Below are 22,313 nucleotides of genomic sequence, written 5' to 3'. Positions count from 1 at the left end.
CGTTTTCATCCTGTGCAATGGAGATTTGCGATGAAGAACTTCCTTCAGGCCGGGCGCACGATCGCCGTTCCGGCTCCCTATGCGGTGTCCGGCGGCCAGCTGCTCAAGCGCGGCGCGATCGTCGGTGTCGCGCAGCACGATGCCGAGGTCGGCGCGGGCGTCGAGATCGAGCGCGTCGGCGTGTTCGACCTTGCCAAGGTCGCGGCGGAGGCGTGGAGCATCGGCGATGCGCTCTACTGGGACGACGCCGCCCGGCTGGTGACCACGGTGGACACCGACAACACGCTGATCGGCGCGGCGGCGGGCGCGGCGGCAAACCCGTCGGCGGTGGGGTCTGTGCTGCTCGATGGGGTGATCCGCTGATGAGCATCTTCGATGGGATGGCCGGGGTGTTGAGCGACATGCTCGGCTCCCCGGTCACCTATATGCCGCGTGGTGGTGGATCGAGGCAGATCGGCTCGATCTTCCGGCGCCATCCTACCGAGGACGTGGACAGAGATGGCCACGCAGTCCTGGTCATGGCGCCGACATGGCGGGTGCGATCCGATCTGGCGCCCGAGGTTCAGCGTGGCGACCGCATCGCCCCTGGTGACGGGCGTATCTACGAGATCCTGAATGCCCAGCCGAGTGGGTCTCCGGCAGTCGATGCACACCTGGTGTGCGAACTGTACGAGGTGGAGTGATGGCGCACTACCGGGCCGAGTATCGGGCTGCGGCGCGGGCGGCCATGGCTGCCGATGCAGCCCTGTCCGGGATCACGCAGATGACGGCATGGACGGAGCGGATCGACACCATGGCGATGCCGCTGATTTGCGTCGTGACACCCTCGGAAAAATCGCGCCCGTCGGCCCATGGGCAGACAGAAAGGGGCACGCTGCTGCAGGTCGTGCTGAAGCGTGCCGGCGGCACCGAAATCGAGGATCAGCTCGATCTCGATGCAGATGCAATCGAAGCGGCTGTCATCGGTGCGCTGATGACGCGCGAGACGGAGTGCACCACCGATGAGGTGACCACCGTCACATCGGGAGATGGATCGAGCCGTATCGGCACGGTCGTCGTGAATTTTCGCGTGACCTCGTGGAGGGGTCGTTGACATGAAGGAGAGATGACATGAGCACGACTGGCGTTGCCATTGCCTGGGGCGCGAAAATTCGCATCGGGCGTGGTGCGGTCCCGGCCTGGACCGTGATCAAGGGGGTTGGCGATTTCGACATGCCGACGGGCGAGGCGGACGATGTCGATGCGACCTCGCACAGCTCGCCCAATCGTACCAAGGAATATATTTCCGGCATGATCGACAATGGCACCATGTCGGTGCCTGTCGACTGGATCCCGGAGAGCGAGCAGGACATCCTGCTGCGCGTGCTGCGGCGCACGGGTGAGGTCATCCAGCTGGAGATCACGCCCGCCGGTGCCGAGACACCCGAGGTCTATGCGGCATTCGTGAAATCCTACGGTCGCAGTGCGCCGGTGCAGGGAAAGGCCACCGGCACGGTTGTCTTCCGCGTGAATGGCATCGTGACTGGCGATGCCGCGGACCCGGCTGCATGAGCCGGCGGGTCGGATTTGACGATGTGGCGGTCCGCGATGTAGCGGGCCGCACCATCATCCTGCGCCTGGGGTTCCGGGCCTATCTGGCCTATGAGGCCGAGACCGGGGAGAGCGCATTCGCAGCCGTCGCACGGTTCGAGCGCGGAGAGATGACCAGGATCACGGATCTGGCGCAGATCGTGCATGCCGCGGCGCTGCAGCATCAGCCGGATTACACGCTGGGCAATGCGGCAGATCTGCTGGAGCGTCACCCGGATCTGATTGCGCGTTGCCTGCGGGCATCTCTGCCCACGGAAATCCGGGATGAAGACCGGAAAAAAAAACGGCAGACGGCACCGTGGTTGCAGTGGCTGACCTGCTGGATGCGTGGCTGAAACTTGGCCTCGACATCGACGATTTTCTGTCCGCAACGCCCCGCCTTTACATGCTGGTCACGCGGGCGGCAGTTGCTGCGCGCCACCGTGCGGACGATGGCATGATCCATGGTGCATGGCTGGGGGCGATCCTAGGCCGCGCAAAGAAAATCCCGGCGCTGGACAGCCTGCTGTCGCGGCCGGCCGATGCCGACGATGACCCGGAGATGAGAGCCGCAGAGCAGCGTGCCGAGATGGCGGCGCTGCGCGAGGTCATGGCCGCGCAGGGGCGCACGAGGAGCTGGAGCGAATGGCGGGAATCCTGACGAAACTGATGGCGAAGCTCGGCATAGACACCGCCGAGTTCGACAAGGGGTTGAAAAAATCCGAGACGACGGTCCACGGCTTCGGCGAGGTGGTCAAGGGTGGTGTCGCCGACACGATGTCGCGCATGACTGGCCTCGGCACGGCCTTCGTGACGGGCCTTGCCGGGGGCGCGGTGACCGCCGCCTTTGCCGCGATCACGAGCAATATTCGCGGCACGGTGCGAGGCATTGCCGAGATCGGGGACGAGGCGAAAAAATCCGGCCTGGGGCTCGAGGCGTTTCAGGAGTGGAAATATGTCGCCGAGCAGAACCGGGTCGGGGTCGATGCGCTGGTCGATGGGTTCAAGGAGCTGTCGCTGCGCGCCGATGAGTGGATCAAGACCGGCGGCGGTGCGGGTGAGGAAAGTTTCCGCCGCCTCGGGTTCACAGCGACAGATCTGGCGCAGCGGCTGAAGGACCCGTCTGCGCTGATGCTCGAGATCATCAAGCGGCTCGAGCACATGGACAAGGCGGCGCAGATCCGCATCCTCGACGAGGTGATGGGCGGCACCGGCGGAGAGCAGTTCGTGCAGCTGCTGGATCAGGGGGCGGATGGCCTGCGCGAGACGATCCGTCTGGCGCATGAGGCGGGTGCCGTTTTCGATGCCGAGATGATCGCGAAGGCAACTGAGCTGGATCGGCGGTATGCAGCCCTCGGGGCGAGAGTTGAGCGGATCGCGAAGAGGGCGGCAGTGACGCTCGCCGACATCCCGGTCGACATTTTTGAAAACAGGATCACGGATTTTTTCCGCAGCGATGAAGAGGGCATCAGGTCTCTGGGGCAAGGGATCTATGAATATTATAAGAGCATTGGTGCACTGACTGATGAGCAGATGCGGCAGGTGCAGGACATCCGTGACGGATATCTGTTCCTGACGAATGCTGCTGTCGATATGTCCTCCGAGCTGAAATCTGCGGCGTCGCGGGCATCGGACATGGGCAACGACGATCTTGCGCAGACCCTGTCCGATGCGGCGCAGGAAATGCAGCGTCTGGCACTGGAATATCGGCAGGGGGCAATCACCGGTCAGGAATTTGCAGCTGGCGTTGCTGCCGCCCGGGACCGTGCGGCAGATGCACTGTCCGAGCTGCAGGCGGTCAATGCAGCCCGCTTTGATGGGGTGATCGGCTCGCTGAGCGAGATCGGGCGCGCGCTCGGATTCGATGGCGGTGCTGCTGACAAGGCGGGCATGGCGCAGGATGAACTGCGGGCGCTCAATGAGCAAAAATTCGGGGGTGTCCTGTCCGGTCTCGGCGATATCGGGGCAATGCTCGACCGGCTGATCTCGGGTGCCAATACGCTGCGCAATGCGATGCCCGGGAGCCCGGCCGCGGCGCAGGAGCGTGACGACGGGCGAGGATATGCGACCGGGAATGCCGACAATGCCTGGACCGGGACAGGTCTGGCGCCGACCTCGGTGACACGCCCGCGCGCCGCGCCGTCGATGATCCACGAGCGCACGCAGGCGGGCGGTGGAGGCGGATCGAAGAAGGGGACGTCGCGCAAGAGTGCGGCTGACATGATCGACGAGATCGTGCAGCAGACCGCGGCGCTCGATGCCGAGACGCAGGCGCTGCTGGCCGCGGCCGGTGCCGGTGACATCTATGGCGACAAGGCCGACTATGCTGCGACCAAGGCAAAACTACTGACTGCGATGCAGCAGGAGGGGATTGCGGTCACCCCAGAACTCGCCACCAAAATCGAGGCTGTCGCCGCCGCCTATGGGCATTCGGCGCAAGGGGCCGACACGGCGCGCGATGCGATCAGGAAAATGCAGCGCGAAAGTGAGCGCGGTGCAGATGCGCTTCAGGACGTGTTTGGATCGGTTCTCGATGGGGCAGACGCTGCAAAACGGGCAGTGATCGACCTTCTGCTGGAGATCGCGCGCATGCAATTTGCGAAGGGCGCGCTTGGTCTTCTGGGGGGCACCTCGTGGGGATCGACGCTGGCTTCAGTGATCGGATCCGGCATCGGGGCGAACGCGAATGGCACTGAAAGCTGGACCGGGGGGCTGACCAAGGTCAATGAGCGTGGCGGCGAAATTCTGGACCTGCCGTCGGGCACCCGGATCATCCCGCATGACGTGAGCAACCGCATGGCGGATCAGGCGGCCAAAGCCGGTGGTCAGCTTTCCGTGACCATTGGGTTTGACAGCAGCACGGGTGGACTGTCGGCCTATGTCCGCGACGAGGCCGGCCGGGTCGTGGCGAGCGGCATTTCTGCCTATGACAAGGCGCTGCCGGGGCGCGTTCAGACGATCAGCCAAAATCCGAGGAAACGGTGATGCCGTTGAATTTCCCCTACCCTGTTGATTTCCTCAGCCATCACATCCGGGAGACCGCGATTCCCCTGGCTCTGCGGCGGTTCGACGAGTCCTCTGGCAGCGGGGATGGCCGGGTCTGGTCGGCCCGGATGGCACCGCCGCTCTGGACCGCTACGCTGCCGCTGGTGGCGAGATCCTCAGCCGAGGCGCGTGCCATTGATGCGAAGATCCTGGCGCTCGATGGCATGGGGAAGGCATTTCTGTGGGCGGACAGGTCCTATTCCCCTGCTGCCGGTGGTACGGCTGGTCAATATGTCTCGGTATCCTCTATTTCGGCAGACCGGACCGCAGTGGTGCTGAGCGGCCTGCCCGCAGGATATGAGGTCTCGATCGGTGATCGCCTCAGCCTCACGCATGGATCGGGCCGCGTATCGCTCGCGACATTCTCGGCACCGGCAGTGGCGGATGCCTCGGGCAATACCGATGCGGTGGAGGTCTATCCCTATCTGCCGTTGTGGGCCGATGTCGGTCAGGCAGTGGAGATGGACCGACCCTGCGTGAAAATGTGTGTCGAGGCGTACACCGGTTTCATGGCGATGCCCGGTCAATACAGCCATGGCGCCTCGCTTTCGCTGCTGCAGCGGGTGACCTGATGCGGGTCTATGATGCGCAGTTTGCCGAGAGCCTGACCGCTGCACAGGACGGCAGTATTGCCCCGGTCTATTTCCTGTGGATCGTCGCACGTGACCGAGAGACCGGCGCGGAGGCGCCGATCGGTCTCTGGTCGGGCGACGAGGATATCACCATCACGATCGAGCGGCCGGATGGCGGCAGCGTGTCGCGGGCCTATCTTGGCGCCTGCAATCTCGAAATCGACGGGATCCAGTATGTGGCAGACCTGACCGACAACCCGGTGTCGGCGAGCCTCAGCCAACTGGCGCCAGCGGCGCAGCTCCTGGTGCGCGGGCGTGACGTGCGGCTCGCCTATTGTGAGATCCACGCCACGACATGGACGGGTGGGGCCCTGACCTCGGCGCCGCAGCTGCAGTGGATCGGGATCGTCGATGAGGGGCCGATCAGCACGCCGGGCGCGGGCGGAGAGGGTGGGATTGCGCTGTCGATCCGCTCCGAGATCATGACTCAGCTCGGGCAGGTATCTCCGGCGAAATCATCGGATGCGCACCAGCGACGCCGCCTGAGCGTAGATCGGTTTTGCGAATACAGCGGCATCATCGGGTCGAGGAGCATCCAGTGGTACAGGGATTGACGCGCCGACCCGACTGGCGCGCGCGGCTGCACGCGGAAATCGAGGCACACCGCCGCGAGGCATTTGCCTGGGGCGCACGTGATTGCGCACTCGGGCTGGCGGCCGGGGCGGTCGAGGCGATGACGGGGGATGACCTGCGCCGCGGCTGGCGCGGGAAATACCGCACCGCAGCCGGGGCGCTGCGGGCGCTGCGCACCGCGGGCTTTGACACGCTGGGGGATGCGGCGGCATCGCTGCTGCCCGAGGTGCACCCCGCATTTGCCCGCGACGGCGATCTCGCCCTGATCGAGGAGGGCGAGATCGGCGCGCTGGCCATTTTCAACGGCAGCACGCTGATCGTGCTGACCCTCGACGGGCTCGGCGTGCGGGAGCGCGCCGCCGCCAAACGTGCGTTCAAGGTCGGCTGATCTCTCATGAAAAAACTGCTCTTCGTCACCACGGCGCTCGTCGCGCTCGGGGCCGGTCCGGCGCATGCCGATCCGGTCACCTCCTGGATGGCGACTACGATTTTTGGTGCATTCTCTGCCGCGACCGCAACCGCTCTGGCTCAGATGACACTGGGCCTCGGGCTCAATCTGCTGGTCGGCGGCATCGCGATGGCGGTGATGGATACCGGCGTCAGCGCGAATGTGCAGTTCGACGTCGAATTCGGCGACGACACGCCCCTTGCCTTCACGGTCGGCGACTATGTCACGGCAGGAAAACGGAAATACATCGGCAGCTGGGGCAAAAATACCCGCTATGTGACCGAGGTCATCGAGGTGTCCTGCCTGCCGCAGGGGCTGGCCGGTCTCTATGTCGACGACGAGCCGGGCGAGTGGGTCACCGGTGACTGGGCACACGCCTTTGTGCCGGCCTCGGCCGATCACTGGCGGGTCAAGGACTTGGCGACGTTCCCTGACGATACACCGCGCGACGGCATGATCTATGTCGGCCGCTCGCTGACGGCCTATCAGGACGACGGCATCCGGGTCTGCGTGCACTGGTACGACGGCACGCAGACCGAGCCGGACGCTTTCCTGCGGTGGGTCTTTGGCAACGATGCGGACTACCCGTGGACCGCCGACCATATCGGGACCGGCAAATCCTATGCGGTCGTCACGACGCGTTTCGACGAGAGCATCCTGACCTCCTATCCGTCGTACCTGTGGCAGCCCGAGCCGCTGCCGGTGTACGACCCGCGCCGTGACAGCACGGCAGGGGGTGTCGGCGCGCATCGCTGGGGTGACAGGTCCACCTATGAGCCGAGCCGCAATGCCGCGGTGATCGCCTACAACCTCGCGCGGGGGGTCTATTTCGGCGAGGAATGGATTTTTGGCGGGAAGAACTTCGCGGCCTGGAGACTGCCGTTCGATGCGTGGGTGGCTGCGGCGAATGCCTGCGACGCCCCTGTTTCGCTGTCCGGCGGTGGATCTGAACCGGCGTATCGCGCCGGAATGCAGATCACCGTCGACCTGGAGCCGCTTGGCGTTCTCGAGGAGATCGGCCGCGCCGCGAATATGCGCTTCGCCGAGGTCGGCGGCATGCTGCTGCCGCAGGTCGATTTGCCCGCCGCCTCGGTGCTGGCGATCACTGACGACGACATCGTCATCACCGAGGGGCAGTCCGCCACGCCATTCGCGCCGGTCTCCGAGACCTACAATGCGCTGTCGGCGACCTATCCGGAGCCGGCCGAGAAATGGGCCTCGAAGGACGCGCCCGAGTACGTCGACGCCGATGCGACCGCGGCTGATGGCGGGCGCTATCTGCCGACCTCGGTCGCCTATGGCGCGGCGCCGTATCCCAATCAGGTGCAGCGCCTGATGCGGTCGCAGCTGCGCGATTACCGCCGGATGCGGCGGCACCAGTTCCAGCTGCCGCCGCTGGCCTATGGGCTGCAGCCGCTGACAGACACGATCAGCTGGACCTCGGCGCGCAATGGCTATGATGCCAAGAGGTTTTCGGTCGAGTCGGTGCAAAAGTTGCCCGGCATGTGTGTCGCAGTCACGCTGCGCGAGGTCGACCCCGGCGATTACGACTGGTCGAGTGATTACGAGATCCCCTATGTGACCGTATCACCAGTCAATCCGATCCCGGCCGTGCAGGAGATCGAGGACTGGACGGCAATCGGGACCTCGATTTTGGGCGAGGATGGTGTGGCGCGCCTGCCGGCTATCCTGGTCAGCTGTGCCTCGGGCGAGATCGGGATCGACAGTGTCCGCGTGCAGGTGCGCCGCCCGTCGGCAGAGGCCTGCGTCGTCGATGTGACGCGCCCGTATGATGCGCCCTATTCCTGGACGGTGACCGGGGTCGCGGCGGCGACCGCCTATGAGGTGCGCGGCGAGCTGGTGTCCTCGATCGCGGGGCTGTCGGTCTGGTCTGACTGGATCACCGTCACCACGCCGGATGTGCGGGTGACCGTGGCCGACCTCAATGACGAGGTGCGGGAATGGCTCGCGGACCTATCTGCCTGGATTGACGGCGGTGTCGGTGATCTGCCGGCGGAGCTGTCCGGCCTGGCAGACGAAATCGCAGCCGAGGCAGAGGCGCGGGCGGCAGCTGCGCAACAGCTGTCTGATGATCTGGCGGCAGAGGCGGCCACACGGGCCGACGAGGTGGCGGGTGTCGCCGAGAGTGTGCTGTCGGTTGCAGATGGCCTCTCGGCAGAGGCAGAGGCTCGGGCGGCCGCTGCGGCGGAGGCAGCGCGCCAGATGCGCGCCACGCGCGACCGTGTCACGGCGCTGGTGGCCGAGGTCATTGACCTTGCCGCGGCTGACCATTCGGCGCGCGAGGAAATCCGGCGCAGCCTGTCGGTGCAGGTTGGCGCCATGCGTGCGCATTACGACGAGCAAATCGTGGTGCTGGCCGATGCAGGCATGGCTACCGCGGCACGGATCGAGACGCTCGAGGCGGCATCGGGCGACTTGTCTGTCGAGATCCAGCAGGTCTCGCAGGCGCAGATCGACGGCGACGATGCCCTCGCCGCCCTGATTACGGCGATGAGCGTCGGCACCGCTGTGCAATTCGACCCGGCCGTGATCTGGTATTATGACGACGGGGCCGACGGCTGGACCGGTGGCACGTGGATCTCGGGCGGGTATCTGGAGCCGTCGGCGCCGCTGCTGTCACCCGCTGGGCTGGCGATCGATGGTGTCAAATATGCGCAGCTGCGGCTGCGCGTGCAGCGCACCGGCACACCGTCCTGGGATGGCACCCTGCGCTGGTGGGTAGGCGGCGTCGAGTCGACCGTGGCTATTTCCGAGCCCGACTGGAGCGAGGACATCGGCCTGATCACCGTCGCGCCGGGCTGGTCTGGCACCGTGGATCAGATCGGTCTCGACCTGCCCGCCAGCGGTGTCGTGATCGACTGGATCGCCATCGGGCGCCCGGCGCCCGGGGCCTCCTCGGCAGATCTGTCGGCGCTGCAACAGGCGGTGGTCGTCGCAGACGAGGCGCTGGCTCAGGATATCGCCCAGCTGCAGGCAGATCTGACCGGTGCGCAGGGGGACACGGAGGCGGTCGCATCGGCCGTCGATGGGCTGACCGCCCGTGTCACCTCGGCCGAGGGTGGTCTGACCTCACAGGGTGAGGCAATCACCGCGCTGCAATCCGGTGTCAGCGATCTGGAGGCGGGCACTGCCGCGCTGTCCGATGCGGTCGACACGCTGAGCACCGATGTGCAGGATGGCGGCAATGCGCAGACAGCGCAGGCCGGGTCGATTCGGTCGCTGCGCTCGCAGGTGAGCGGGGTCGCGGCCGAGCTGCTCGATGCACTGTCACAGTCGTCGGCACAGACGCAGGCGGTGCGCGCCTATGTGGCGACGGCTCGCGAACAGCTGACCACGCGGGTCGATGCGACCAATGAGGCAGTGGAGGTCGTCGCCGAGGCAGTGACGACGCTCGAGGCAGCAATCCCTGATCTGGCCTCGGCCTCGGCGCTCTCGGCGCTCACCGGCACGGTCACCACGCAGGGCGCGGCGATCACGTCGCAGGGCTCGGCGATCACGACGCTGCAAAATGACCTCGCTGACCTGTCGGACGAGGTCGATACGAAGGCCAGCGCCTCGGCACTCTCGTCGCTGCAATCGACGGTGACCTCGCAGGGCGGCACGATCACCTCGCAGGGGTCGCAGATCACCTCGATCAGCAATGAGGTGACCACCGCCCGGGGCGGGGCGGGCAGTCTCGATGCCCGGCTCGACGGGATCGACACGACGCTGGGCACCAAGGCCTCGGCCTCGGCGCTCTCGGCGCTCACCGGCACGGTCACCACGCAGGGCGCGGCGATCACGTCGCAGGGCTCGGCGATCACGACGCTGCAAAATGACCTCGCTGACCTGTCGGACGAGGTCGATACGAAGGCCAGCGCCTCGGCACTCTCGTCGCTGCAATCGACGGTGACCTCGCAGGGCGGCACGATCACCTCGCAGGGGTCGCAGATCACCTCGATCAGCAATGAGGTGACCACCGCCCGGGGCGGGGCGGGCAGTCTCGATGCCCGGCTCGACGGGATCGACACGACGCTGGGCACCAAGGCCTCGGCCTCGGCGCTCTCGGCGCTCACCGGCACGGTCACCACGCAGGGCGCGGCGATCACCTCGCAGGGCTCGGCGATCACGACGCTGCAAAATGACCTCGCCGACCTGTCGGACGAGGTCGATACCAAGGCCAGCGCCTCGGCACTCTCGTCGCTGCAATCGACGGTGACCTCGCAGGGCGGGCAGATCAGTGCACAGGCAGACAGCATTACCGACCTGAGCGCATCCGTGGATGGCGTCAGCGCAGAGGGTCTGCTGCAGGTCTCGGTCGAGGCGACGCCTGCCGGTGCGCTGAGCCGGATCGGGCTTTCCGTGCGTGCCAGTGCGGATGAGGGTGACTGGCGCAAGGCGGCGCTTTTCCTCGAGGCTGTGGCGGGAGGTTTCTCACGGACGATCGTACAGGCTGACCAATTTGCGGTGACGGATGGCAGCGCGTCTACCGTGCCATTCGTCGTGAGCGGCGGGCAGGTCTATATCTCGTCGGCGCTGATCGGCGAGGCCTCGATCACGCGCGCGCAGATCGGTAACCACCAGATCTACGCCTCCTACTATTTCACCTCGGTCGATGTGCCCGTGCCGACGTCGAATAACTATGCATCCCCGGTACTGGTGATGAGCGAGACGATCACGGATTTCGAGGGCGGCGGGTTCCTGGCGACCTTCAGCGCCTATTCCGATGCCTCGTATGCCGCTGATGCGTTTGGAACGGTCTTCATGGTCATCAACGGCCAGGAGGTCGACCGGCAGTCCTACGGCGTGCGCACCGCGAGCGGCCAGACCTATTCGATCATCCCGGTGACCGTCGGCGGTGTCTACGACGGGGGGGCAGAGGTCACGATCGAGGTCTATGCCTATAACCGCTCCTACAACAGCGACACCAATCCGCACGCGCATTACACCCTCACCGGTGTCAGCCTGACGATCTCGGGGGCACAGCGATGACCTATGCCTATGTCAACAGCCGGACCGGGCGCATCACCCGGTCGAGCCGCGCGCCGAGTGGCGTGAATTACATCGTGATCGACCCGACGACGCCGGCGGCGGCGCTGGTTGTATCGCCAGCGGGCGATCTGGTGCGTCTGCCTGACCCGCCCACATCCTGGTCTGTCTGGGACTGGGAGGCCGAGGCCTGGGTCGATGGCCGCGACGATGCGTGGCGCGCGGCGCAGGCCGCTGCCGCGTGGGGTGCCCTGCGTGCCGAGCGCGACATGCGCATCGCCGCGGTGCAGTGGCGCCTGCAGCGCTGGCGTGACGAGGCCGATCGTCAGGTGACGCCGACGGACGATGGCGCTGCCCTGCTGGCCTATGTGCAGGCGCTGCGGGACATGCCGCAGACCACCTCTGACCCTACCGCGCCGATCTGGCCTGACCTTCCCTGAACATTGGAGCAACTGATGAGCGCAACGACCTATTCCTCCGGCACGATCAGTGTCGGGGCCGGATCGACGTCTGTCACCGGCGTCGGCACTACCTGGGCCAGCGCCGGTGTGCGTGCCGGTGATCTGCTGATCGCCGGCACCGCTGTGGTGCCGATTACCGCGGTCAATTCGGCGACCTCGATCACCCTCAGTCGTGGCTGGACTGGTGCCGCGCTCGCCGGCGCAAATTATGACATACTGATGGTCGACGATGCCGTGCGGTCGCTGACCTCTGCCAATGCGCTGCTGGCACAGCTGACCGGGGGGACGCTGGTCTCGCTCGCCGCGATGGCGTCGTCGGCCGATCAGATGCCCTATTTCACCGGGGTCGGTGTCATGGGGGCCACGGCACTGACGCCTGCGGCCAGGGCGCTGCTGGACGATGCCAGCGCGGCCGCCATGCGCACGACGCTCGAGGTGCCGCGCTCGCCGGCTGCATCGGTCTATGGCGCGTGCGCGGGATCTGCCAATGCGATCACGGTGACTGCTGGCCTGCCGGCGATTGCCGTCGGCACTGAGATCCGGTTTCGCGCCGCTGCGGCAAATACCGGCGCCGCGACGCTCAACGTCGATGGCACCGGGCCCAAATCGTGCCGAACACCCACCGGCATCGCGCTGCCGGTCGGCTATATCCTGACCACCACCGACACGGTGGCCCGCTATGATGGCACCTATTGGGTGCTGGGGCGCGAAATCGAACGCGGCAGCAATGCCAACGGGGAATACGTGCGCTTTGCCGACGGCACGCAGATCTGCACCTATTCGGCGGTCGGTGCGGCGGGGCCGATCATGACGGCCGAAGGCGCGATCTGGCGCTCGACGGAATATTCCTGGACCTTCCCGGCAAGCTTCGCTGCGACCGGCAATCTTGCGGTGAACGGGTCTTTGCGCACCGGCGCGGCGGCCTGGAACAAGGTCCGGGTGACCGGCATCTCATCGGCGAGCGTGATGCTGTTTGCCGCCAACTCCAACGTCAACAACTTCACCGTCGATTTCAGCGCCATCGGGCGCTGGTACTGACCCAAAGGAGCCTCACATGTTTCTGATCACCCTGAGCCCGATGCGCCGCGACGACATGCTGACGGTCTCTGTCGCCGGCGATGTTCTGGTGCTGAACGGCGAGGCGCTCGATCTCGGCACCTACACCGCAGACCCTGACGCGCCGCATGACTGGATCGTCGGTCAGCCGGTGCAGGATACCGGCGTCTGGAATGTGACGCTGATCTTGCCGCATGGCGCGGATGCCCCCGAGGCGACGCGCTTCCCGCAGCCGATCGCCGTCACTGCCGATGGGCCGGTGCAGCTGCCGCCGAACGATGATTGGGAGATCTGAAATGATCCCCATGATGTTGAATTTCGTGCCGGCAGACGAAGCTCCGCCCGAATGGAAGGATGGGGAAAAGCTGTTGTCGATCGACAAGTACGGGAACTGGAAGGTCGTCTGGTGGCACTCTGGGTGGCCAGGACCGAATCGGTATGTCTGCGGTGATGATGGATGGGGGAGCGACGACCGTGACCTGGAGACGGTGGTGCCCACATACCTCGCCGAGATCCCAGACATGCCTGACGCCTGACGGGCTCCCAAAATCGCTAGAAGACCGACCCGCCTCTGGCGGGTTTTTTGTTGCCGGAAAGGGGCAGGGAAGTGACAACTGACAAGCTGGATCAAATTGCGACACGGGCGGGCTGGGGGACGATCCCGGGGGCGGTGACGTTCCCGGTATGGTGGCCCTCGCTCGAGAGCGCCTCGACCCTCGCCTCGCAGCTGGTGCCGATCGTGGGCCTGCTGATCGCGGTGGTGAACCTCCTGCTCCTGATCCGCAAGTGGCGCCGGGACCGGGCCTTCTGCACCGACGAGAGCGGCGCCGTCGGCCGGCGCACGGCGGCGGGGCTCGGCGCCGTGCTGGCGCTTGCGGCGGCGGTGATCGCGCCTTTCGAGGGGCGCGAGCTGCGCGCCTACCGCGATATCGTGGGCGTCTGGACGATCTGCGATGGCGACACGCAGGGGGTGCGGCCGGGGCAGGTGGCGACGCCGGCCGAGTGCGACAGCCGCCTCGCCGCCCGCGTGGCGCAGTTCGAGCGCGAGATCCGGCCGTGCCTGCCGGCCGGGCTGCCGGCCGAGACCCGGGCGGCGTTCGTCTCGGCCGCCTACAACATCGGCTCGGGTGCGTTCTGCAGCTCGAGCATGGCGCGGCGGGCCCGGGCGGGTGATCTGCGCGGCGCCTGCGAGGCGCTGCGGCTGTGGAACAAGGCGGGCGGGCAGGTGGTGCGCGGCCTCGTGCGCCGGCGGGAGGCGGAGCGCGCATTGTGCCTGAGCGGGCTGTGAGACGGGCAGGGGGCGCGCTCGCGCTCTGCCTTGTGCTTGCCGCCTGCGGCGCGCTGCCCGGGCTGCTGAGCGGCCCGAAGGTTGCCGCGAACGGGCAGGCGGCGCGCACCGCGGCGCAGACCCTTGGCACCAGCACGCAGCGCGATCAGGCGATCCGCGCCGCCAGTGCCGGCCGCGATGTCGTGCAATCGGCCGACGCCAATGCCGTGCGCGCGGGCAGCGTCGGGCGCGTGGTGGTCGAGGGCAACAGCCCGCCCTGGCTGATCATCGCCTTCGCCGTCGCGCTCCTCCTCGACAGCCCCCTGCGCTGGCCCGAGCAGATCTGGCGCGCGGTCAGGGGGCGGAATGCGGGGCCGGGTGGAAAATGATCATGCCGCGCTTCTCAGATCGAGCGCAGCAGTCTGCGCCTCGATGCGCTTCCCAATGGCTGCAAAGGCCGCATCAAACTGGTCCAGCCGAGTCGCGTGCCGCGGATCAAAAAGACGGTCGACTTGATTGCGGTGCCATCCGGTGGCACGCGTTAGGTCGGCACGGGTGAGGCCCTGCTCGCGCAACCCCCATGCGAGGAGCACCTTGAGGCCGATCAGGGACGAGACGTAGGCCACGGCATTGCCGGATGTGCCCGGATGCGGGATATCCTCGAAGTCATCCAGCCTTCCCGCGAGTGCCTCCTCGACTGCGTCTGCGCCATTTGCAATTGCCTCTGCAATCGTGTCCCCGTCAGAGGTCACCTCGGGAAGATCGGGGCAGGTCACCAGATAGCCGTCGCCATCCGGTTCGATCGTGATCGGATATTGCAACATTGTTCTTCCTTTCTGGATTTCTGGGTGACCCCGGCATCATTCGATGCCGAGGTCTTTCCTGATCTTCGCGACGAGACCCGATCCGAGTTCTTTCCGCGATCCGTGAACAGGCATCACCGTCTTTTTCTCTCCGAGCCGGACGGTGATGTGTCCGCCCTTGCCGCGCTTGGCTTCGAAAGTGCAACCGAGCTTGGCGAGGAGCTTTTTGAGTTCTGCGCTGTTCATGAATATAAGGTAGTCCACACAAGTGTGGAAGTCAACAGATGTGTGGAATATCCGGGCTATTTTTGTGAAGACCTCAGCATGCGACCTGACTAGCTGGCATGTTCCGGCTAGGCCGCCTCTCCCGTCACATAGTCGGCCCACCTCTGCATCAGCACAGCGCGCTGGTCGAGCATGTCAGAGCGTGCATATGCCCGCCGGACCTTGCTGCCGATGACATGGCCGAGTGCCGTTTCTGCGGCCAGGTCGTGCGATCCATCAAGCGTGTCCTGCACCCATGTCCGAAATGTGGTGCGGAAGCCGTGCGGACGCCCAGGTTCTCCGATCTTGTCTATCGCCTTCAGTAGGGCGTTTTGGCTGATCGCTGTGCCGCGGTCTCCAGGGAACAGAAGGCCGCCCTCTGGATCATTCGACAGGCGTCGGGCTTCATCAATGATCGCAACTGCCTGTGTCGATAGCGGCACGCGGAAGTCGGAAGCCGCTTTCAGTTGCCCCTTCACACGCTCCTTTGGTACGGTCCACACTGCGCCGCTGATCTCGCTAAAGTGAGCCCCGCGTGCTGCATCTCCGCGGACAGCTGTAAGCAGCAGCAGGCGCAGACACATCAGCCCCGACGTGTCCCCGGATAGACGTTGAAAGAGGGCAGGTGCATCCTGCCAGCGCGTGGCTGCGATATGCTCCGGTGAGATGTGCAGATCCCCCATCAGTTCTCGCGCTGCATCCAGCGTGTCAGGGTCGATCGGATGGCCGAGGCGCTTGCCCTTGCGATAGCATAGCCGGAGCCGGCTGAAGGCCTTTTCAGCCGTGCTCGGCTTACTGCGCCATATCGGCTGCAGCACCCGCACGAAATCTGCGGTTCTGAGAGATGACACGGGGCGGCGTCCAAGCGCTGGCAGGACATGCACTCGCAGCGGTGACATCCATCGCCCTGCCTCTCCCTGTCCCTTGAGTGTGTGTTTGAGTGCCCCGAAGACGGTATCCACGAGGTCTGCAAGAGATGGGTCATCGCGAGTCGCATTAGCCTCACGCTCGCGTGCCCGCTCCGCAATTGGGTCTCTCCCGGATGCGAGCACCGCTGCCCATCTATCGCGCTGCTGACGCGCCTGAGCCAGCGTCACGGCTGACATTGACCCGAGCCCCATGTCTCTCCGCTTGCCTGAAAATGTGTAGCGGTATAGCCATTTCCCGCCGTCTGCTGTCTTATCCAGATAGAGACCGCCGCCGTCGCCATGCCGGCCGGAAGGCGCGGTCCTGATCCTGACCGCAGTCAATTTGTTCAGTGCCGCCATGCCTAGCCCCACTCTTAGCCCCACATTAGGCATGCGCTGCACCGATCACGAATGCGACGCGGTGAGACAAAAATGCCGTTACCCCATTGGTATATGAGGCAAACGGGAGTCAACATGGAACACGATGATACAAGAAAATGGTGCCGGTCGCCCGCACCAGCCCTCCGGCCCGTTGTCTTCCACGCCGCAAAATCCGCTTGTGCCCGCCGGCGCATCGGCCTATATCGCCCCCCACGGATGTGGCGCCTTCGTCTAGGGGTTAGGACGTGTGGTTCTCAGCCATAAAACACGGGTTCGAATCCCGTAGGCGCTGCCAATCCTTTCGCGACATGAACGATCACCGCTGACCGCCCTTCGGGGCGGGAGCGGCGTCGCGCCTTTCCCCCATGCCTTCACGGCTGCGTGCGCATCGCACGCGCGGGAACACAGTGCTTGCCCGGAGCGCTTGCGCCGCCTAAACGGGCAACAAACGAAGGGAGAGCCCATGGCACGCAGACCGCAAGCCCCGATCGAGGACCGGCCCACCACGAAACGCATCGGCGCGCTGAGGGGGCTTGCTCCCTTCGTGCTGCCCTATCGCGGCACCGCTGCCGCGGCGCTCGCGGCGCTTGTCCTCACCGCCTCGATCAGCCTGATCCTGCCGATCGCGGTGCGCCGTGTCGTCGACGGCTTCCAGCAGGGAGCGGAACTGCTTGACCAGTATTTCGGGGCGGCCCTCGTCATCGCGGCGCTGCTCGCGATCGGCACCGGGCTGCGCTATGCGCTCGTCACCCGCTTCGGCGAGCGCGTCGTTGCCGATATCCGCAAGGCAGTGTTCGGCCGGGTGATCGGCATGTCGCCCGCGTTCTTCGAACGGATCCTGACCGGCGAGATTATCTCGCGTATCACCACCGACACCACGCTGATCCTCTCGGTGATCGGCTCCTCGGTCTCGGTCGCGCTGCGCAACGTGCTGATCCTGTTCGGCGGCCTGCTGATGCTGCTCGTCACCTCGGCCAAGCTGACCGGGCTCGTGCTGCTGGTGGTGCCGCTCGTCGTCGTGCCGATCGTGGTGATGGGGCGACGGCTGCGCGTTCTCGGCCGCGAGAACCAGGACTGGATCGCCGCCTCCTCGGCCTCGGCCTCGGAGGCGCTGCTGTCGGCGCAGACGGTGCAGGCCTTCACCCACGAGGCGCTGACCCGGCGCGCCTTCTCGGACGTGACCGAGAAAAGCTATGACTCGGCACGGCGGCGGATCAGCACCCGCGCGCTGATGACGGTGATCGTGATCTTCCTCGTCTTCGCGGGGGTGGTCGGCGTCCTTTGGGTCGGTGCGCGCGACGTGCGCGGCGGCGCGATGTCGGTGGGCGAGCTGGTGCAGTTCGTGATCTATGCGGTGATGGTCGCGGGCTCGGTCGGCGCGCTGTCCGAGATCTGGGGCGAGCTGCAGCGCGCTGCCGGCGCCACCGAGCGTCTGGTCGAGCTGCTCTCCGCCCATGACAGCGTCACCGACCCCGAGCACCCGCTGCCGCTGCCGATGCCGGCGAAGGGGGCGATCCGCTTCGAGGATGTCAGCTTCCACTACCCCTCGCGGCCCGAGACCTCGGCGCTCGATCATGTCGAACTGGCGATCAACCCGGGCGAGACGGTGGCCCTCGTCGGCCCCTCGGGCGCGGGCAAGACCACCGTGGTGCAGCTGATCCAGCGGTTCTGGGACCCGGAGACCGGCCGCGTCACCATCGACGGCCACGATCTGCGCACGCTCGCGCGTGCCGATTTCCGCCGCGCGATTGCGCTGGTGCCGCAGGACCCGGTGATCTTCGCGGCCTCGGCGCGCGAGAACATCCGCTTCGGCCGGCCCGAGGCCACGGATGCCGAGGTCGAGGAGGCCGCGCGCGCGGCCCATGCCTGGGACTTCCTCACCGCGCTGCCGCAGGGTTTTGACACCTATGTGGGCGAGCGCGGCGTGATGCTCTCGGGCGGGCAGAAGCAGCGCATCGCCATCGCCCGCGCGATCCTGCGCGACGCGCCGATCCTGCTGCTCGACGAGGCGACCTCGGCCCTTGATGCCGCTTCCGAGCGCGAGGTGCAGGCGGCGGTCGACCGGCTCTCGGTCGGGCGCACCACGGTGATCGTGGCGCACCGTCTGGCGACGGTGAAAAAGGCGCACCGGATCGTCGTCTTCGACGAGGGCCGGATCGTTGCGCAGGGCACGCACGAAGAACTGGTGGCCGAGGGCGGGCTTTACGCCGAGCTTGCGAAACTGCAGTTCACCGACGGCACCGCCCTCTGAGGGCGGTTATCCGCCGGACTGCGGCCGCAGCCCGGTTTTTCCCCCTGTCGCCCTTGTGCGTTCCGGGGCAGGCTGGTCCCCGTGCCCGGCCTGTGCCGGGGGCGCGGACTGGCAGAGGAGAGAGACATGGGCCTGTGGAATTTCGTGAAGGACGCCGGAAAATCGCTGTTTGGCGGCAAGGCGGAGGCCGCCGAGGCGCCGAAGGCCGAGGTGCTGAAAGCCGAGCTGAAGGATCTCGGCCTCGACACCAGCGGCGTTGACCTGAAGGTCGAGGGCGACAAGGTCACCGTCTCGGGCAAGGCGGTCGATGCGGCGACGAAGGAAAAGATCATTCTGGCGGTCGGCAATGTCGGCGGCGTCGCGCAGGTCGAGACCGATCACGACGAGGACACCCAGGCCGCGGTCTTCCACACTGTGGAAAAGGGCGACACGCTGTCGGCGATCGCGAAGAAATACCTCGGCAACGCCAACCGCTATCCCGAGATTTTCGAGGCGAACAAGCCGATGCTGAGCCATCCCGACAAGATCTATCCGGGCCAGATGCTGCGCATCCCCGGCGCCAAGGCCTGAGCCGGACGCGGGGCCTCCGTCCGCACCGCAGGCGGGCGGAGCCCTTCCCTCGCGTCATGGCTGCCATGACGTGACGTTTTGGTAAGCCTTGCCCTTGCCGCCTATCGGCGCTTTGACGCATTCTGCGGGCGAGGCCCGAGGAGGAACGGGCAGGGGAGGTTGAAATGGCGGAAATCTATGCCACGGTTGCGGATCGTGATCGTATCGAGCGCGAGATGCCCTGGGCAGAACGCGACACTGCGAAGACGCTCTATGAATTCCTGACGCGGACGAAAGAGCGCCACGGCGCGCGTCCGGCACTGTCGTTCCAGCTGTTCTCGGACCCGCAGGCGCCGGCACAGACGCTGAGCTGGGCGGCGCTCCATGCCCGGGTGACGCAGGCCGCGAACCTGCTGCGCAGCCTTGGCGTCGGCGAGGGCGACACGGTGGCCTACATGCTGCCGAACTGCCTCGAGACCGCGATCACGCTTCTTGGCGGTGCCACCGCGGGCATCGTCAACCCGATCAACCCGCTCCTCGAAGCCGAGCAGATCTCGGCGATCCTGCGCGAGACCAAGGCCAAGGTGCTGGTCACGCTCAAGGCCTTCCCGAAGACCGATGTGGCGCAGAAGGCGGCCCAGGCGGTGAAGTTCGCGCCGAACGTGCAGACCGTGCTCGAGATCGACCTGAACCGCTATCTCGCGCCGCCGAAAAGCTGGATCGTCCCCTTCCTGCGCCCGAAGGTCGAGACCCGCCACCACGCCGACATCTTCGATTTCAACCGCGAATGCGCGAAGATGCCGGGCGACCGGCTGACCTTCGCCGACAGCACCGGCGACCGGGTCGCGGCCTATTTCCACACCGGCGGCACCACCGGCATGCCGAAGGTGGCGCAGCACAAGTATTCGGGGATGATCTACAACGGCTGGCTCGGCGGCACGCTGCTCTTTGACGAGACCGACGTGATGATCTGCCCGCTGCCGCTGTTTCATGTCTTCGCCGCCTATCCGATCATGATGTCGGCAATCGCGGCCGGGTCGCATGTGGTGATGCCGACGCCCGCGGGCTATCGCGGCGAGGGCGTCTTCGACAATTTCTGGAAGCTGGTCGAACGCTGGCAGGTCACCTTCCTGATCACCGTGCCGACGGCGATCTCGGCGCTGATGCAGCGCCCGGTGAATGCCGATATCTCCTCGCTGCGCACGGCAATCTCGGGCTCGGCGGCGCTGCCGGTCGAGCTTTACAACCGCTTCCGCGAGGCGACCGGGGTCGAGGTCTGCGAGGGCTACGGGCTGACCGAGGCGACCTGCCTCGTTGCGGTGAACCCGCCCGACGGCAAGAAGAAGGTGGGCTCGGTCGGTCTGCCGCTGCCCTATACCCATGTGCGGATCCTGCGCCGGGTGAACCACGAATACATCGAATGCGGCGTCGACGAGGTCGGCGAGATCTGCGTCGCCAACCCGGGCGTGTTCGAGGGCTCGACCTATACCGAGCCCGACAAGAACCATGACCTCTTCGCCGAGGACCGCTTCCTGCGCACCGGCGACCTTGGCCGTCTCGACGCCGATGGCTATCTGTGGATCACCGGGCGGGCGAAGGACCTGATCATCCGCGGCGGCCACAACATCGACCCGGCCGAGATCGAGGAGGCGTTGCTCAGCCATCCGGCGGTCGCCTTCGCCGGCGCCATCGGCCAGCCCGACAGCTTCGCGGGCGAGCTTCCCTGCGCCTATGTCGAGCTGGTCGCGGGCGCCGAGGTGACCGAGGCCGAGATCATGGCCCATGCGAAGAAGCACATCCATGAACGCGCCGCGATCCCGAAGCACATCGAGATCATGCCCGAGCTGCCGAAGACCGCGGTCGGCAAGATCTTCAAGCCCGACCTGCGCAAGCGGGCGATCCAGCGGGTGCTGGATGCGGCCCTGGGCGAAGCGGGCATCGCCGCTCATGTCGTTTCGGTGATCGAGGACAAGAAACGTGGTCTGGTGGCCCAGATCGCCACCACCGGCGCGGTCGAGGACGAGGTGATCAAGCACCGGCTCGGCGAGTTCACCGTGCCCTGGGAATGGGCGAAGTAAGCGGCGGATGACTGCGGGCGGGCCCCTGGCCCGCCCTTTTCCTGTGCGCCCTCATCAGCCGCCGAGATCGGCCAGGGTGCTGCGTTGTGCGATCACCTTGCCCGCACGCAGGAGGCTCGCCTCGGCGCGGTAGGTGCCGGCCGGGAAACCGGCCGTGGGAGCCTTGCGCCCGGCATAGCCGAGAAACAGCGCCTGCCCCTTCTTGAGCGGCCTCTCCTGCTCGAAGCGGAACCCCGCGGGGCCGTCGATGACAAAGCGCAGCACGTCGCCGGTCACGCTTTCCCAGCCATAGGCCCACAGCAGCAGCGCCCCGGCATCGGCCGGCAACCGCGTCGCGGGCGGCAGCCCGGCCCGGACCGCGCCGTAATCGGGCGGGGCGATGGCGAGCCCCGTCTCGAGCAGGCCGCCGGGGCGGTAGGGCAGGGCGCTGCCCCACAGGCCGGTCTGCGCCACGGCGGTGCAGCTCGCGTCGTGGGCGGGCCGGAACGGGTCGACCGGCGTGCCGTTCTCGCGCAGCGTCAGGTGCAGGTGCGGGAACTCGGCCAGACCCGACATGCCCACGAGGCCGAGCGGCGTGCCCGCCGCAACCGTCTCGCCCGGCTGCACCCGGATCGAGCCGCGCCTCAGGTGGCAATATTGCGTCTGCCAGCCCGCGCCATGCTCGATCAGCACGCCGTTGCCGCATTCCTTGCCCTTCACGCTCGCGCCGGCAAGCAGCGCGCCGTCCGCCTCGCCGTCGCGCACCGCCCGCACCCGGCCCGGAGCGGCCGCCAGCACCGCGACACCCGCCGCCATCGCGGCGCGGGTGGGCAGGGCGAAATCGGTGCCGTCATGGCCCTCGTAGGTGACGGCGCCACAGCTGTAGTCGCGCACCCCCGGGCCCGGGTCGCGGTCGGGGTAATGCTGGATGTAGCAGGTCTCGCCCAGCCTGCAGTCGATCGGCAGGGTCAGCGTGATGTCCGCAGCCCGTGCGGCCGGGGCAAGAAAAATCCCGGCCCCGAGGATCAGGGCCGGGATCGGATGGCGCAGGCGCTGCATC

At 66.4% G+C, this 22,313-nt stretch carries 24 protein-coding genes and 1 tRNA gene; 21 read left to right on the top strand and 4 right to left on the bottom strand.

The genetic code is table 11. The features are described 5' to 3' along the window. Positions 1-30: 30 nt before the first annotated feature. From EOW66_RS02145 to EOW66_RS02065, 17 genes are all read left to right on the top strand, one after another. Entirely contained in the window at positions 31-363 is a 333-nt protein-coding gene (locus EOW66_RS02145) for a DUF2190 family protein (protein WP_128154454.1), read from the top strand. Next, a complete protein-coding gene (locus EOW66_RS02140) occupies positions 363-683 on the top strand; it encodes a head-tail joining protein (RefSeq protein WP_239017464.1) in 321 nt (106 codons plus the stop codon). The genes EOW66_RS02145 and EOW66_RS02140 overlap by 1 nt, the downstream gene beginning before the upstream one ends. Further along, positions 683-1,093, top strand: a complete 411-nt coding sequence (locus EOW66_RS02135; protein ID WP_128154453.1) for a hypothetical protein — start codon at positions 683-685, stop codon at positions 1,091-1,093. The genes EOW66_RS02140 and EOW66_RS02135 overlap by 1 nt, the downstream gene beginning before the upstream one ends. A 17-nt stretch (positions 1,094-1,110) precedes the next feature. Further along, a complete protein-coding gene (locus EOW66_RS02130) occupies positions 1,111-1,551 on the top strand; it encodes a phage tail tube protein (RefSeq protein ID WP_128154451.1) in 441 nt (146 codons plus the stop codon). After that, positions 1,548-1,925, top strand: coding sequence for a hypothetical protein (locus EOW66_RS02125; protein ID WP_128154449.1), 378 nt, complete (start codon positions 1,548-1,550; stop codon positions 1,923-1,925). Before EOW66_RS02130 ends, EOW66_RS02125 begins: the two co-directional genes overlap by 4 nt. Next, on the top strand, positions 1,898-2,230 hold the full coding sequence (locus EOW66_RS02120; RefSeq protein WP_128154447.1) for a hypothetical protein: 333 nt from the start codon (positions 1,898-1,900) through the stop codon (positions 2,228-2,230). The genes EOW66_RS02125 and EOW66_RS02120 overlap by 28 nt, the downstream gene beginning before the upstream one ends. Further along, on the top strand, positions 2,215-4,554 hold the full coding sequence (locus EOW66_RS02115; protein ID WP_128154445.1) for a hypothetical protein: 2,340 nt from the start codon (positions 2,215-2,217) through the stop codon (positions 4,552-4,554). The genes EOW66_RS02120 and EOW66_RS02115 overlap by 16 nt, the downstream gene beginning before the upstream one ends. Next, entirely contained in the window at positions 4,554-5,186 is a 633-nt protein-coding gene (locus EOW66_RS02110; RefSeq protein ID WP_128154443.1) for a hypothetical protein, read from the top strand. The genes EOW66_RS02115 and EOW66_RS02110 overlap by 1 nt, the downstream gene beginning before the upstream one ends. Continuing rightward, the gene (locus EOW66_RS02105) at positions 5,186-5,800 is read left to right on the top strand and encodes a hypothetical protein (protein WP_128154441.1); all 615 of its coding nucleotides are present in this window, start codon (positions 5,186-5,188) and stop codon (positions 5,798-5,800) included. Before EOW66_RS02110 ends, EOW66_RS02105 begins: the two co-directional genes overlap by 1 nt. Beyond that, on the top strand, positions 5,785-6,207 hold the full coding sequence (locus EOW66_RS02100; protein WP_128154439.1) for a DUF6950 family protein: 423 nt from the start codon (positions 5,785-5,787) through the stop codon (positions 6,205-6,207). The genes EOW66_RS02105 and EOW66_RS02100 overlap by 16 nt, the downstream gene beginning before the upstream one ends. A 6-nt stretch (positions 6,208-6,213) precedes the next feature. After that, positions 6,214-11,259, top strand: a complete 5,046-nt coding sequence (locus EOW66_RS02095) for a phage tail tip fiber protein (protein ID WP_128154437.1) — start codon at positions 6,214-6,216, stop codon at positions 11,257-11,259. Continuing rightward, a complete protein-coding gene (locus EOW66_RS02090) occupies positions 11,256-11,696 on the top strand; it encodes a phage tail assembly chaperone (RefSeq protein ID WP_128154435.1) in 441 nt (146 codons plus the stop codon). The genes EOW66_RS02095 and EOW66_RS02090 overlap by 4 nt, the downstream gene beginning before the upstream one ends. 15 nt (positions 11,697-11,711) lie before the next feature. Next, the gene (locus EOW66_RS02085; protein WP_128154433.1) at positions 11,712-12,755 is read left to right on the top strand and encodes a hypothetical protein; all 1,044 of its coding nucleotides are present in this window, start codon (positions 11,712-11,714) and stop codon (positions 12,753-12,755) included. 16 nt (positions 12,756-12,771) lie between these two features. Further along, positions 12,772-13,068 (top strand): hypothetical protein, encoded by a 297-nt coding sequence (locus EOW66_RS02080; RefSeq protein ID WP_128154431.1) that lies wholly within the window; start codon positions 12,772-12,774, stop codon positions 13,066-13,068. Between the two features lies 1 nt (position 13,069). Beyond that, on the top strand, positions 13,070-13,309 hold the full coding sequence (locus tag EOW66_RS02075) for a hypothetical protein (RefSeq protein ID WP_128154429.1): 240 nt from the start codon (positions 13,070-13,072) through the stop codon (positions 13,307-13,309). A 71-nt stretch (positions 13,310-13,380) separates the two neighbouring features. Beyond that, entirely contained in the window at positions 13,381-14,061 is a 681-nt protein-coding gene (locus tag EOW66_RS02070; protein WP_206363657.1) for a lysozyme, read from the top strand. Next, entirely contained in the window at positions 14,058-14,429 is a 372-nt protein-coding gene (locus EOW66_RS02065) for a bacteriophage spanin2 family protein (RefSeq protein ID WP_128154427.1), read from the top strand. The genes EOW66_RS02070 and EOW66_RS02065 overlap by 4 nt, the downstream gene beginning before the upstream one ends. Here EOW66_RS02065 and EOW66_RS02060 read toward each other — a convergent pair whose 3' ends face one another. The 3 genes from EOW66_RS02060 to EOW66_RS02050 all read right to left on the bottom strand — a co-directional run bounded on the left by EOW66_RS02060 (position 14,430) and on the right by EOW66_RS02050 (position 16,375). After that, positions 14,430-14,864 (bottom strand): type II toxin-antitoxin system HicB family antitoxin, encoded by a 435-nt coding sequence (locus EOW66_RS02060; RefSeq protein WP_128154425.1) that lies wholly within the window; start codon positions 14,862-14,864, stop codon positions 14,430-14,432. 36 nt (positions 14,865-14,900) lie between these two features. Further along, entirely contained in the window at positions 14,901-15,089 is a 189-nt protein-coding gene (locus EOW66_RS02055; protein WP_128154423.1) for a type II toxin-antitoxin system HicA family toxin, read from the bottom strand. Positions 15,090-15,196: 107 nt separating this feature from the next. Beyond that, entirely contained in the window at positions 15,197-16,375 is a 1,179-nt protein-coding gene (locus tag EOW66_RS02050; protein WP_164880993.1) for a tyrosine-type recombinase/integrase, read from the bottom strand. Between the two features lie 241 nt (positions 16,376-16,616). Here EOW66_RS02050 and EOW66_RS02045 point away from each other — a divergent pair. From EOW66_RS02045 to EOW66_RS02030, 4 genes are all read left to right on the top strand, one after another. After that, a tRNA-Glu gene (locus tag EOW66_RS02045) sits at positions 16,617-16,691 on the top strand. A gap of 168 nt (positions 16,692-16,859) precedes the next feature. Beyond that, positions 16,860-18,647 carry an ABC transporter transmembrane domain-containing protein gene (locus EOW66_RS02040; protein ID WP_128154420.1) on the top strand — a complete coding sequence of 596 codons (1,788 nt, stop codon included), beginning with the start codon at positions 16,860-16,862 and terminating at the stop codon, positions 18,645-18,647. A 126-nt stretch (positions 18,648-18,773) separates the two neighbouring features. After that, positions 18,774-19,217, top strand: coding sequence for a peptidoglycan-binding protein LysM (gene lysM, locus EOW66_RS02035; RefSeq protein ID WP_128154418.1), 444 nt, complete (start codon positions 18,774-18,776; stop codon positions 19,215-19,217). Positions 19,218-19,381: 164 nt separating this feature from the next. Continuing rightward, positions 19,382-21,274: an acyl-CoA synthetase gene (locus EOW66_RS02030; RefSeq protein WP_128154416.1), complete on the top strand. Its 1,893-nt coding sequence runs from the start codon at positions 19,382-19,384 to the stop codon at positions 21,272-21,274. A 54-nt stretch (positions 21,275-21,328) separates the two neighbouring features. Here the strand turns inward: EOW66_RS02030 and EOW66_RS02025 are convergent, their stop codons facing one another. Beyond that, positions 21,329-22,312, bottom strand: coding sequence for a M23 family metallopeptidase (locus EOW66_RS02025; protein ID WP_128154415.1), 984 nt, complete (start codon positions 22,310-22,312; stop codon positions 21,329-21,331). Position 22,313: the final 1 nt, after the last annotated feature.

Source organism: Paenirhodobacter huangdaonensis, from assembly GCF_004022465.1.
GTDB lineage: Bacteria > Pseudomonadota > Alphaproteobacteria > Rhodobacterales > Rhodobacteraceae > Rhodobacter > Rhodobacter huangdaonensis.
The sequence above is the reverse complement of the archived record's forward strand: the minus strand, read 5'-3'. Positions and strand labels throughout refer to the sequence as shown.